The sequence below is a fragment of the Streptomyces sp. NPDC091289 genome (assembly GCF_044757365.1).
In the GTDB taxonomy this organism is placed as follows: domain Bacteria; phylum Actinomycetota; class Actinomycetes; order Streptomycetales; family Streptomycetaceae; genus Streptomyces.
Genome location: NZ_JBIVUT010000038.1, coordinates 1 through 13,349 on the forward strand (window position 1 = coordinate 1; position 13,349 = coordinate 13,349).

At 66.8% G+C, this 13,349-nt stretch carries 10 protein-coding genes; 9 read left to right on the top strand and 1 reads right to left on the bottom strand.

Annotation, left to right across the window (positions count from 1 at the left end; all coding sequences use genetic code 11):
- The 7 genes from ACIQPT_RS35600 to ACIQPT_RS35630 all read left to right on the top strand — a co-directional run.
- Positions 1-368, top strand: a 368-nt coding sequence (locus ACIQPT_RS35600) for a DUF6507 family protein (RefSeq protein WP_401162222.1), incomplete at its 5' end; no start/stop codon positions are given.
- Complete coding sequence (locus tag ACIQPT_RS35605; RefSeq protein ID WP_401162223.1) at positions 365-3,412, top strand: hypothetical protein; 3,048 nt, start codon at positions 365-367, stop codon at positions 3,410-3,412. The genes ACIQPT_RS35600 and ACIQPT_RS35605, both read left to right, overlap by 4 nt.
- Complete coding sequence (locus ACIQPT_RS35610) at positions 3,409-4,263, top strand: immunity 49 family protein (protein ID WP_401162225.1); 855 nt, start codon at positions 3,409-3,411, stop codon at positions 4,261-4,263. Before ACIQPT_RS35605 ends, ACIQPT_RS35610 begins: the two co-directional genes overlap by 4 nt.
- A gap of 135 nt (positions 4,264-4,398) precedes the next feature.
- Positions 4,399-5,262, top strand: a complete 864-nt coding sequence (locus ACIQPT_RS35615; RefSeq protein WP_401162227.1) for an immunity 49 family protein — start codon at positions 4,399-4,401, stop codon at positions 5,260-5,262.
- A gap of 348 nt (positions 5,263-5,610) precedes the next feature.
- Complete coding sequence (locus tag ACIQPT_RS35620) at positions 5,611-7,122, top strand: DUF4246 domain-containing protein (protein WP_401162229.1); 1,512 nt, start codon at positions 5,611-5,613, stop codon at positions 7,120-7,122.
- A 264-nt stretch (positions 7,123-7,386) separates the two neighbouring features.
- Positions 7,387-8,946: a hypothetical protein gene (locus tag ACIQPT_RS35625; protein WP_401162231.1), complete on the top strand. Its 1,560-nt coding sequence runs from the start codon at positions 7,387-7,389 to the stop codon at positions 8,944-8,946.
- Between the two features lie 114 nt (positions 8,947-9,060).
- Positions 9,061-10,512 carry an amidase gene (locus ACIQPT_RS35630; RefSeq protein WP_401162232.1) on the top strand — a complete coding sequence of 484 codons (1,452 nt, stop codon included), beginning with the start codon at positions 9,061-9,063 and terminating at the stop codon, positions 10,510-10,512.
- A gap of 57 nt (positions 10,513-10,569) precedes the next feature.
- Here the strand turns inward: ACIQPT_RS35630 and ACIQPT_RS35635 are convergent, their stop codons facing one another.
- Complete coding sequence (locus ACIQPT_RS35635) at positions 10,570-11,517, bottom strand: ArsR/SmtB family transcription factor (protein ID WP_401162304.1); 948 nt, start codon at positions 11,515-11,517, stop codon at positions 10,570-10,572.
- 357 nt (positions 11,518-11,874) lie between these two features.
- Between ACIQPT_RS35635 and ACIQPT_RS35640 the strand changes: the two genes are divergently transcribed.
- Both ACIQPT_RS35640 and ACIQPT_RS35645 read left to right on the top strand, forming a co-directional pair.
- Positions 11,875-12,300 (top strand): hypothetical protein, encoded by a 426-nt coding sequence (locus ACIQPT_RS35640; RefSeq protein ID WP_401162234.1) that lies wholly within the window; start codon positions 11,875-11,877, stop codon positions 12,298-12,300.
- 97 nt (positions 12,301-12,397) lie between these two features.
- Positions 12,398-13,321 (top strand): aldo/keto reductase, encoded by a 924-nt coding sequence (locus tag ACIQPT_RS35645; RefSeq protein ID WP_401162236.1) that lies wholly within the window; start codon positions 12,398-12,400, stop codon positions 13,319-13,321.
- Positions 13,322-13,349 lie beyond the last annotated feature (28 nt).

Below are 13,349 nucleotides of genomic sequence, written 5' to 3' on the forward strand. Positions count from 1 at the left end.
TGGAGAAGGCGCTGAACGCGATGCTGGCGGATCTGGGGGCGGCGGCGCGGGCGGCGGGGACGGTGGCGGTGGGTGGCACGAAGTCGGGTGCGTCGATGGGTCCGGTGGCTCCGGGGCGGGAGCAGGGCCCGGTCGCGGCGATCGCGCCGCCTGCGATGGGTCCGGTGGCGGCGGCGCTGGGTGAGTACGCACAGGCGCGGAAGCCGCAGCTGAAGTCGATGTCGCAGCGGGTCCAGGCGGCGGTTCTGGGTGCGGCGACGGCGACGAACGAGTACATGGAGGGCGACCTCGACACGGCGAAGCAGGCGCAGAACGCGGCGAGGGCGGTCCGGCTGGACCTGCTGAAGGAACTGCGGGGCAAGAAGTGAGCGGCGGCAAGGAGCCGGTCGACCCGTACGGCATACCGGTGTTCACCGGCAATCTGACGGTGCTGGACCAGCAGGTGAGGGCCCTGGCCAAGGACGGGGCGAGGATCGCCACGGCCACGGGCGACATCCACAGCAGCTTCGGCGGCCTGCAGGCCTTCTACAAGGCGCCGGAGGCGGATCAGCTGTTCGCGACGACGAAACCGGTCGCGGACCGCGGGGCAGCCTTGAAGTCGGACCTGGCCACCATCACCGGTGCCCTGGGCGCTTACGCGGACGACGCGCAGCCGCTGGTGGCGAAGCTGGAGCGGCTGCGGCAGGAGGCTTCGGCCTTCCGGGACAAGGCGGACGCGGACGACACGTGGCGCGAGGACGGTGACCTGATCGAGGAGAACAGACGCCGCCGCGACGAGATCACCGAGGCCTGGGCTGCGTTCCAGGCGGTGGAGCGGACCTGCTACAACAAGATCATCGCCCTGGTCCCCCATGGCAAGCCGCTCACCGTGAACGACGGGTCCGGCGGCAAGCACATGCATGGCTGGGACCCCGAGGCCCTGAAGCAGGCCAAGGGCCTGCCGTGGGGTGATCCGGTCGAGGAGTCGACGCGCTGGTACCAGGTCCATGAACACGCCTGGGATTTCGTCAAGGGCTTCGCCGTGGACGGTGTCTGGGCCACGGTCAAGGGTCTGGGCACCCTGGTCGGCACCGAGGGCTGGGACAGCATGAAGCAGGCCTGGGGCGGTCTGACGGACCTCTCCATCGGGGTATCCATCACCTTGCTGACCGCAGGTGCCGGGGGGACGTACCTCCTCACCACACCTGAGGAGGAGCTGCCCTCCTGGCTGCGGGACTCGAGCCGGGCGATGAAGGAGACCGGGAAGGCGCTGATCGCCTACGACCAGTGGAGCGTGAACCCGGCGCGTGCCGGTGGTGCGGTCACGTTCAACGCCCTGACGACCATCTTCACCGGCGGCGCCGGGGGCGGGGCATCCGGTGCCGGCAAGGCGGCCCTCGCAGGGAAGGCCCTCTCCTTCGCGAACAAGGCGAGCCGCGCCGTCGACCCGACCGCGTATCTCTTCAAGGGCGCCGGCGCGGGCCTGACGAAGATCAGCGACGTGATGGCCGGCCTGAAGGGCACGGGCAACGTCGAGATCCCGCCGCTGCCCGCGGGGACGGTCACTCTGCCGGACGGGGCGTACAAGGCGGCCGACGGCACGCTGACCCTGCCCAGGGGTGCGACCGTGCCGGATGCCGCGTTCGAGATCCCGAAGAACTCGGTCAAGCTTCCGGACGGGGCACAGATCCCCACCGGAGCGGTCGACCTCGGCGACGGCATCGTCCATCTCCCCGAAGGCATGACCCCACCTGCGGGATCACTGCCGATCCAGGAGGGCACCCTCAAACTCCCCGAAGGCACCACCGCCCTGCCCGAGGGCACCCTCAGGGACTTCGACGCCAACGGCAACGTCACCCACCTCGACCGCCAGGGCAACATCCTCGGCGAGGACGGCACCCTCAAACAACACCACACCGACGCCCGCAAGGAGAACCCGCCCACCGGCGCCTCCACCAGGACGGACGCGCACAGCCCCCTGCCCCGCACCCCCGCCGAACAGCCAGCCCTGGTCGGCGCGGGCGCACGCGGCGGCAGCAACACGACCCGGCTGGACTCGAACCTGGGCGACACAGGCCGGGTCGGCGACGCCCTCGGCCGCACGGGCGACGGTACGTCGAACCCCAACAGGCCACCGGGCGGCACAGCGAACCACCTGCCGACCAACAGCATGGACAACGGGGCCCCTGGCGACACCGGCAATGGTCAGACCGGCGACAACACACCAAAGGGTGGAGGGCACACCTCCACTGCGGACACCTCGTCCAGCGGGAGAGGCGGCAGGGACCTGCCGGGCGGCTCCACGATTGACAACAGCTCCCGCTCCTCGGCTCCACCCGGAACCGGCGGAACCGGAGATGCCGTCGACCAGGCGACCAATGCAGCGGATGAAGCGAGCCGCGCTGGGAATAGCGCACCGACAACGGGCGGAAACACGCACGCCTCGAGCCGAACTCCCTCACCGCCGAGTTTCATGAGGCAGGGCGACAACCCATACGGCCCGCCCGGCTCTCTCACCGCAGAACAGATAAAAGAAATTCAGGCCTACCGGGCAAACCACGAGGATGGGTACTTCAAAGAGTACTACGAGAAGCGCGGACATCGCAGCTATACAGATGTTCCCGATGAAAGCGGATTCCCACCTCCACAGCTGATTCGGGATCCCGCTAATCCAAAGATCTGGATCCCGAAGGATAAGGCTCCACCGGCATTTCCCGCCAAATATCACCCGGATTGGGAACGCCAGGGAATCGCCCGGGACTTGAGTGGTACGCCAGTTAAGTCGACCATGGACGAAGCTGCCAAACATCGACACGAGGCGATTGAAGCCGACAAGATACTGCATGATCCGCTCACCAAAGCAAAGAAGGAATTGATCGCCAATAAGACGCCTGAAAGTAGAGCGATCTATGACTCTCTGAAATCTGAGCACGCGCCGCTTCATAGTGAGATGACAAAAGCCACCGAGGCATACGGAGAGTCCGTCGCCCGCAACCACCTCATCCCTAAGTATTACGAGGGGGCAAAATGGGAGCCTACAGCCGGGCCAAAGAACGGAAATGACCAGTTCGACCAGGTGTGGCGACTCCGGGACGCCGAGAGCTTTGTCATCATAGAGGCTAAAAGCGACATTAGAACGGCGATTAACGAGCGAACCCTGCCCAGCGGCTACAAGGCTAGACAAGGCTCTCGCGAGTATCTACTCGACATTATGAACGAAATGTGGAAGAGAGCGCAGGGCGGAAACGCCGCTGAACTCCGCCTGTACACTGACTTGAAGAAGGCACTCATCGCAGACAAGGTAGAGTACGTACTCGTGAAGGGAATTTCGGACGGGCCGACTTACGGCGGATTTAAGAGTCAAAAATTTAATATCGGGAAATTCACGGAGGAAGATTTCTTCTTCGAACGCACTAGCAGGAGCGATCCATGATGGTGACAGTGGGACGGCATGCGCTGCCCGAGATTGACGAGCGGGTGACCGAGCGTCTGGGTGAAGAGCTCGAGACGAGCATCCAAAACCTGGACGCTTCCCCTGCGATTTTTGGCATGGCACTGAATGAGGCAGTACTCCAGGCGCAAGCACATCAGGCCCTGAACCCTCGAGGTAATCGCTTCGCAACATGGGACGCTACCGTTTCGGCCATGCAGATCGGAGCAGCCGCCTTTGCCGCCGCAGGCTTCAGCAAGGGGCAGATCGAGGCACGCATTGATCACGAAGTGCGGACCATCAAAGCTACGGGCCCACAGTTCTACGCGAACGCAGGCAATTGGCTGACGACACTCTGGTTCACCATCATCTGTCGGGATCAGCCACGGATGGACCAGATGTGTCGCGTCCCACTCGACCTCCTTCGAGCATCTGAGGCAGAAGGAGATGAGTACATTTTCCATTGGGTGGATGCGTTGCAGACATACTGGCTCGAGCAACCAGGGCTACCGGAAAAGCTAACAGCTGCGATCGAGAAGTCTCACCCTGACATTGCCAATATTACGCCGCGCGACCTGCTCCAATGTGTACTATACCCGCCGATCAACTTGTTCTATAAATTTATCCGCAAAGACCATGCCGGATTCAACGAAGCACTCGCCGAGGCTCTGGAACTCCACAAGGCCTACTGGGGGGCTCCGGAGCGCGCTGGGGACATCGCGGGCTTCCTGGCTCTGGGCCCGCTCGCCATCGCATGTCTTGCCTACGACGCCGGATTCCCGATCGAAGTCGAGTCCGACTACCTACCCATTTGCCTCCTGGATCGCTCCTGGGTAGGCGAGTTCGATACGTGATAGGGCTCCTGATGTTCGTTGAGTGATATCCGGAAGAACCCTGCACTCTGAAGGAAGGAGCGGAAACTCGGCGGGTGCGTCAAGGGGGCGAAAGGATGAACTCTGGTAGTTCAAATTCCTCAAGGATGAAATCCAATGGGCGTCACCGTTAAACGTCACATCATCTCGCGGCAGCACCTTCCCGGGCGAGAGTCATCCCTCTCAAAGCACACGGCACTCCTGCTAACGAGGATCGAGAACGCCTCTTCTGCCCTCGAAAGCGTCATGTCCACCGCTTTGGTCACAGCTTACGAGCGGACTGCCGTCGACCCCACCGCCTCATGGATCGAATCATGGGAAGTCTGGGTCACGGCCATGCAGTCCGGATCGGCAATCTTCGCAGCCGCCACGTCGGCTGAATCCAACGTACAGCGCCTGATTCACCATGAGAAGCGCACCGTTTCGGCATTCACACGCCCTGAGTCATTTGTGAATGCCGGCCACTGGCTCGCAGCTTTCTACCTCGCAGCAATCTGTCGTAACAGTCAACGGCTTACAGAACTTTGTAAAGTACCAACATCCAAGCTGCGCGAGTCTGGGGCGGTGTACGACGAGTATCAGTACGCCTGGATCGAAACGCTGCAGTCCTTCTGGCTCGGCCGTGAAGACTTTCCTGACAAACTCATTGAAGCCGCGTCAGGAACCCAGCCGGGCAACCGGTCCAGTGCCAACCAAAACTACATCTCCCGAATCATGTGGCCCCCGATGGAACTTCTTCGTTGGCGTGCGACAGGCCAACATGAAGAGTTTAACCGCGCTCTCGAAAATGCACTTCTCGCCCACAAGGAGCACTGGTCAACCGAACCAGATCTCGCTGACTCCTGTTATGGCTGGGTAGCCTTGGCCCCACTCGCCATGGCCTGTTTCGCACTGGACGCAGAATTCCCTATCGAAGTCGAGTCGGACTACCTCCCCAAGCACCTCCTTCAAGGCACCTGGCTCGGCGAGTTCCCCACCTGACCGTACCCCCAGGTCTCTGAGGGCATATGCCATGAGGTCGTTGATGAGCCCGGTGATGGGGGCGGCCCTCTTGGCCGCCTTGGGCCGACTGCGTCCTGGCCGTTCTTCGACATTGCCGAGCACGTCGACGCCAACATCACGGCCCCATCTCGAGTGACTGAGATCCGGGAGTAACTCCCCAAGGTAACTGCTGGCTTGGCCCCCGGTCTGGGCTCGCTCAAGCCTGGCGAAGCGCGACTGCGTCGAACCTCTGGTTCTCGTACGGACGGTGGCAGGGCTACGGCCGCGGTGTCAGTCCGCTGACGTATCCTTCCCGCCACCACACGCCGCCTGGGAGGATCAAGAGAATTGACTGGCCTGTCTGCTTTCCCGCTGCCCTTTCGTGTTTCCCGTACCACCTCGTTCGCGACACCCCGAACACTGCGGGAACTGCAGATGATGCAGTGCAGCTCACATATACGGGCGAAGCCGGGGTGGTTCGACAAGGTGAACGATGCCGACATCGTCGCCAGATGGACGCGAGAAGCGATCGCCCAAGGGCTCACCGAAGCGCAGGTTCGCTACGTTCTCGCCGAACTTGTGCATTACGCCGCGCTGCGGGACAGCCGGACCGGTATCGAGGTGTCCGCCGTCGACGGGGTGTGGCAGTCGGACACCCTGGTCGACGACGAGCTCAGATCCCGGCTGTGTGCGGCGGTTCAGGTCCTGGAGCAGGTCCCCGAAGCGGAACGGGACTGGCACCCAGGATCCGACGGCCAGGTGCTGGATCTGGTTCACCCCTCGCTGTTCTGCCTGGTACGAGAGGCGAGCGGCGGACCCGAGGGGGCTTGGCGGAACTCGACGGACCGCCACTCGGCGTACGAATTCTCGGAGCGATTCCAGTGGCTGCCCACGGACGTCGACGTCAGTGCCGAGGGCGATGTCACCTTCCGTTCGTACGTGAACAATGTTCACCCCGAGCGTCATCACGCACTGGTCTCCGTCCTGCCGGACCTGTTCGCGCGCTTTCGCCCTCTGCTGGAGAACGTGCTCACCGATCTGCGCCATCCGCGACCCCTGCGGATCGAGGCCGATCCCTTCGGGTGGTACGGCGATTCGGAGCCGGAGTATCCGGACAAGGCTTCCTACAGCGACGACGAGGCCTACGCGGAAGCCCTCGGTGCGTGGGAGGAGGCCCAGGACGACTGGTGGGAGAACCGCAGCCCGGTCATCCCGGACGCCCCGGCCTACACCCCGCCCGAGTTGCCCGACGAGTCGGCCCGAGTCGACCTGCGCTGCCGCAGCCTCCAAGTCATCGTCAAGCTCGCCACCCTTCACCTCACCCCGGACAAGGCCGAATATCACGGCGGCTCCTGGCATGTGGAGGGGATGCTGAACGAGCGGATCGTCTCGACCGGCATCTACTACTGGGACAGCGAGAACATCACGGAAAGCCGGCTGAGCTTCCGGGCGGCACTCGACGACCCGCGCTACGAACAGAACGACGACAACGGTGTGCGTGAGGTCTACGGCCTGGAGGACGAAGACGCGCTGAACCAGACGCTGGGGTCGGCATCGACCCCGTCCGGCCGCTGCCTGGCGTTCCCGAACATCCTGCAGCACCGCGTCAGCCCATTCCGCCTTGCGGATCCCACCCGCCCGGGGCATCGCAAAATTCTCGCGTTCTTCCTGGTCGACCCGTCGAAAAAGATCGTCTCGACATCCGATGTGCCACCGCAACAACCATGGTCCGAAACCGCGACCATGACGCTTGAACAGGCCAGGAACTATCGCGAACAGCTGATGCAGGAACGCAAGTTCTTCGTCGACGAACACAATGAGCAGCTCTACGAGCGGGAATTCTCCCTCTGTGAGCACTGAACCTTGCAGAGAACGAACAGGATGCCCTGCAGGCTGAGCCCGGTCCGACATCGGCCGAGGCCCGGCGACCGCTCGGGCCACGGTCGAGGAGTCCCGCTGCCTGCGGGGGCGGGAAGTGGTTGCGACCCCGACCATGGCAAGAAACCGGCCACATTCTCACCGAGCCCGTCACCCGAACGGCGGACCGTCGTTTGTGTTGTGGGCTCATGTGGCTGGACTGCTGGGTGCCGAGGGACACATACAGCAGGCGTCGAGGAGGGTGTGATGGGTGTGGAGGCCCACGCGACGAACGAACGGGTGACGGGGCGTACGTGGACGGTGCGGCTGGACCCCGTCGGGCGCGGGCGGGCGGATGTGCGTGTCTCGTGCAGCCGGCCGGCCTGTGCCGTGCAGGCGCTGCCCTCCGCGGGCGTCGGCCGCACGGCGGCGGTCGAGCATCTCAAGGCTCATCTGCGTGCGGGGCCGGCCCCCCGTCCCTCGGTGTACTGCGCCTGCCGCGCCGAGGAGTGCCACACACATATCCGGCCCGTCGGTCCGCGTGAGCGTCCCGCGCCCTGGCGGTGCGGGGGTGCGGTCGTCCTGGCCGTCGTCACGGACCGGGAAGGGCGCTGGTGGCGGGTCATGGAGTGCTGCTCGCGCTGCGCGGCCGCCCACCCCACCGCGAAGATCGTCGCCACCGCTCCGGTTCCTGAGAGGCCTGGTCCGGGTGACGGCTTCAGGGCTGCCGCTGCTCCCGCGTCGACCGCATCGACCGTGTCGGCCGTCGGCCCGCACTTCTCGCACAGCGCCCCCGCGGCCGCCGTCCCGCAGCAGGCGCCGGTTCGCCGGTCCGCGAGGCCGGTGCGGCAGCGCGCCCGGCGAGGGCGGATCGCGCAGCGCTTCGTCCCGCACGACCTGCGGCCCGTCGCGCTGCGGGACGAACTCGCCGAACTCGGCGAGCTCTTCCGCGCCTACCAGCAGCGCGACGAACCCGACCTCGCGGTGCTCGCCGACCTCCACGCGCGTAAGGCGAAGGCCTTCTTCGCCTGGGCCGAAGTCACCGCTGACACCGGGTTGCGCCTCGACGCCCAGCGTGCCGAACAGGCCGCCGCCACCGCCCGGCTCCAGCATCTGCATCGCATCGGTGAGGCTCCGGACGGGAGCGGGCCCGCTGTGGCACGCCTGTTGACCGCTACCGCGCAGTGGGATCACGCGCGGGCCGTCCTCACGCATGTGGCCGACCACGCTCCTCTGCCGGGCCCGGACGCACGCCTGCTGGTGGTGATGCTGACGCTGCGCACCGCGCAGTCCGGTGTCGGCAACTTCGTCGGGCAGGACATCAAGGGGCTGCCCCTGCGGGACCCCGAGCACCTCGTGGGGCAGCTGGTGGAGTGCGGCTGGCTGGGTATCGACGGGACCGTCGACGAGCTGATCGCCTCCCGCCCGGAGAACCCCACCCGGATCAGCGTGCCCTCCCTGACGCCCGACGAGAGCGACCCGGGCCCCTTCACCTTCGGCAGGAAGATGCGCCCCAAGCTCAGCGGATGGGCGCAGAGAGTCGTCGGGGAGAAGAAGCTCCGCAAGGCCAAGACCCCGGCCGAGGTGCGGTTGCTCGCCCTGGCCCTGGCCACCGGGGCCGGCGCCGACGGCCGACTGGGGACCCAGGGGCAGGGAATCGCTCGGGAAGCGCTGGTCTCCTGGTGCGCGATCGAGTCCGGTGAACTGCCGGAGCTCGTGGAGCGGCTGACCTCGGCGGACTGGCTGGCCGAGGCGGATGTCACCGATGCTCTCCTCACTGGCCGGCTGACCGAACGCGTCCTCCCGCTCAGTTGCCCCATGGTCTGAGCAACGGAACGCGGGGTCCCCGCTTCACGCGCGGCCTTCGGGCGGAGGAGTCTTTTCGCCGTTGCGTGAATCGGTATTTCCTGCCCTTTCCCGGAGGCGCATACCTTCGCCGGCATGACGTGGAATTTTCTGACGGCCGAAGAAATCGCGGTTGCCCTGCGTGCCGGTGAAGTGACCTCCGCAGAACTGACCGACGATGCGATCACCCGCATCGAGCGGGACGACCAGGCGGTCAACGCTGTCTGCGTGCCGGACTTCGACCGTGCGCGGGCCGCCGCCCGTGAAGCCGACCGGGCGCGGGCCCGCGGCGAGGACCTGCCTCTGCTCGGGATCCCGGTGACGGTGAAGGAGTCGTACAACATCGCCGGACTGCCCACGACGTGGGGCATGCCGCAGCACCGGGACCATCTGCCCGCCGAGGACGCGGTGCAGGTGTCGCGGCTGAAGGCCGCGGGTGCGGTGGTGCTCGGCAAGACCAATGTGCCGCTGGGGCTGCAGGACATACAGAGCTTCAACGAGATCTACGGCACCACCAACAACCCGTGGGATCACGGTCGTACGTCAGGTGGGTCGTCCGGCGGATCGGCGGCGGCCCTGGCGTCCGGGTTCGGCGCGCTGTCCATCGGCTCCGACATCGCCGGTTCGCTGCGCACCCCCGCGCACTTCTGCGGTGTCTACGCGCACAAGCCGACCGTCGGGCTCGCGTCGGACCGGGGCATGGTTTTCCCCACCACGCCCGCGTTGCCGTTCGGGCCGGATCTCGCCGTCGTCGGTCCGATGGCGCGCAGCGCTCGTGACCTCGCGCTCCTCCTCGATGTCATGGCCGGACCCGACCCGCTCACGTCTGGTGTGGCGTACGACCTGAGGCTGCCGCCCGCCCGCCACGAGCGGCTCGAAGACTTCCGGGTCCTGGTCCTCGACGAGCATCCGCTCCTTCCGACCGGGTCCGCCGTACGGGCGGGCGTGGGCCGGGTGGCCGACGCTCTCGCCGACGGCGGCGCGCGCGTCGAGCGGCACAGTCCACTGCTGCCCGATCTGGCCGAAGCCGGGGAGCTCTACACCCAGGTGCTGGTCTCGGGCTCCGTCGCGCGTTTTCCCGTCGAGGCGTACGAGCAGTTGCGGGACCGGGCCGCCGGACTGGGTGCCGACGACCGGAGTCTCGACGCGGCGCGGCTGCGCGCCATGGTGTTCAGCCACCGTGACTGGATCGCGGTGAACTCCCGCCGTGAGCCCCACCGCCACGACTGGCGGCAGTTCTTCGCCGGCTTCGACGCCGTGGTGTGTCCCATCACGCCCACCCCTGCGTTCCCGCACGACCACCACCCCGATCCGATGGCCCGCCGGATCGACATCGACGGCGTCGAGGTCCCGTACTTCGACCAGCTCGTCTGGGCCGGTCTGGCGACCTTGCCCGGTCTGCCGTCCACCGCCGTACCGGCGGGCCGGTCGCCCGAGGGGCTGCCGGTGGGTGTGCAGATCATAGGTCCGATGTTCGAGGACCGCACCCCGCTGCGGCTGGCCGAACTGCTTGAGCAGCGGATCGGCGGCTTCCAGGCGCCGGTGTAGGGGCGCGTACGTACGTACGGGCGAGGCCGTACACGTACGCGTACGTACGGCCTCGCCCTACGCGCGGGCCGCCTCCAGCACCGCCTCGGCGGTGGCGGAGCGCGCGTAGAGCACCGAGCGGCCGGCCCGGTGGGCGCTGACGAGTCCCGCGCCGCGCAGGGCGTTCAGGTGCTGGGAGACACCGGCGGGGGAGAGCCCGGTGCGGCGTGCCAGTTCGGTGGTAGAGGCCGGGGACTCCAGTTCGGTCAGCAGCAGGGTGCGTGACCGGCCGAGTACGGCCGCCAGGGCGGTGGTGCCGGACACCGGGCGCGACTCCCACAGCAGGCCCACACCCCGGGCCGGGTAGACCAGTTGGGGAGGATCGGGCAGCCTCACCCGCGTACGCGGACTCGGACCCGTGAACACCGAGGGGATCAGCAGCAGTCCGGATCCCGCCGTTTCCCGGGGCATGGGCTTCTTGCGGCCGACCAGCAGCAGCGCGCTGTCGTTCCAGCTCACCGAGGCGTGCAGCTCGTTGAAGAAGTGGCCCGTGCCCCGTTCGGCGACCTGACGGGCCCGGTGGAAGACGTCGGCGTCCAGCACGGTGCGCATCCGCGCCCAATAGGGGGCGAGCGCCAGCTCCGTGAAGGTCTCGATCTCCCTGACGACCCTGGGCAGCCGGGCGCGCGGATCGGCGTACAGGGTGCGCAGCCGTGGACCGAGGCCTCCCTGGTGGCGGGCCAGATGGTCGAGGTCCTGACGTACCCGGTCGACGGGTGCGGCCAGGACGGCGGCCCGCTCCGCCGCCGGTGCGGGAGCCGGCCCGTCGGGTGCGGGGGTGAGGAAGTCGGGGACGTAACCCGTGGGAGGGATGAGTTCGGCGAGCCACCCGCGGTCCAGCCCGGCGGCCGCCCACCGGGGCCGTACCTGTTCGACCCACGGGCGGTGCACGGGGTGTGCGGTACGGGAGTTCAGCAGCCGGAAGCCGGGGGCGACCTCCCACAACTGGGAGACGGAGAACCGCATCTGCGCCAGATCGCGTGCAGAGAACGCCAGTTCCGCCAGGACAGCCACGCACGTGATGCTATCGCGGTCCTTCCAGGAGGCCGTCGGGGTCTATCCGTCGGGATCTGTCCGCCGGGGTCTGTCCGCGCGGTCAACTCCCCTGGTGCGGAGTGTGGTTCGGTCGGCGGCAGGGTGCGTGCGGCAGCGTGGGTGGGGGAGTGATGGATCCAGCCGTTCTGGCGGGAAAGTCTTGTACGATCCTCCCGGCAGGCAGTCCGGGGGGATCGGGGAATCACGGTTGCACGGGGTGTCTGTACCCCCGTGTAGCTGTACGTGTACCTGTACCTGTCCCTGTCCTGATGAACGAGAAGGATCCGCATGAAGCTCGCGAAGACCCGCACGAAGACGCGCGTGGCCCTGGTCGCTGTCACCAGCCTGATCGGCTCGATGGCCACGCTGACCATCGCCGCCCCGCCCGCCGCCGCGGCCTGCTCCGGCACGAACTTCACCGTGACGACCACGGGCGCCAAGGTCACGGGCACGAAGTACAGCGGCTGTACCGGCACCAACTACTACAAGGTGACCGCCACGGTCAGTGACACCAGCTGTGACGGGCGGGAGGCCCGGGCGGAGTTCACCACCGTGAACAGCGACTACTACAAGATGATCAAGGCCAGCAACGGCTGCAACTCCAAGTCGACCGCCACCTTCTCCTGGACCCTGAAGAAGGGGCAGCTCGGCAGCATCTGTATCAGCCGCCATGACTGGCGCGGCTACCAGAACACCAAGTGTAAGAAGTACTAGGCCGGCATCTCTGAGCCGTGCCAGCACGGGTACCGGCAATGATTCAGCTATGACTGAATCATTGCCGGTACCGCCGTCGCCCGGAGATCATCCCGGCATGACATCAGAGACGATCACCGCGGCAGCCTCCGGCACCTGGACCCTCGGCGACCTCGTGGTCAACCGGCTCGGGTTCGGGACGATGCGGTTGCCGCAGCAGGGCGGAGCGTTCGACGTCGATGCGGTGCCGGGCGACCGTGACCGTGCGATACGGGTGCTGCGCCGGGCCCACGAGCTCGGCGTGAACCACCTCGACACCGCCGCGTTCTACTTCTCCCGGCTCCGCTCCGCCAACGAACTGATCAACAGCGCGCTGGCCCCCTACCCCGACGACCTGGTCATCACCACCAAGGTCGGGCCGGGCCGCGATCCCTCGGGCGAGTGGCAGACCCACGCCACGCCGGGGCAGTTGCGCGGGCAGGTCGAGGAGAACCTCCGCCAGCTCGGCCGCGACCACCTCGACGTGGTCAACCTGCGCATCGTGGGCCCCGATTCGATCGCCGAGCGTTTTGGTGCGCTGGCCGAACTGCGCGAGGCCGGGCTGATCCGGCACCTCGGCGTCTCCAACGTCGGCCCCGCGCAGCTCGCCGAAGCCCGCGCCATCGCGCCGGTGGTCTGTGTGCAGAACAAGTACGGGATCGGATCCCCGCCGGACCAGGACGCGTTCCTGCGGGACTGCGGTGAGCAGGGCATCGCCTTCGTGCCCTTCTACTCCATCGCGGGCGCCGGACGTGAGGCGGGCGCCTCCCCGGACGCCGACGCCGACGGCGACGTGCTGCTCGCTGTCGCCCGTACGCACGGTGTGAGTACGGCGCAGGTCCGGCTGGCCTGGACGCTGCACCGCGGACCCCATGTGCTCGCCATCCCCGGCACCGGAAACCCGGACCACCTGGCCGCCAACGTCGCCGCCGGAGCCCTGCGGCTGTCCGACGGCGAACTGGCCGCCCTGGAGGCCCTCCATCGCGCCGGCGAGGTGGGCTGACCGGCCCTGATCGCCCCGGCCCGCCCCT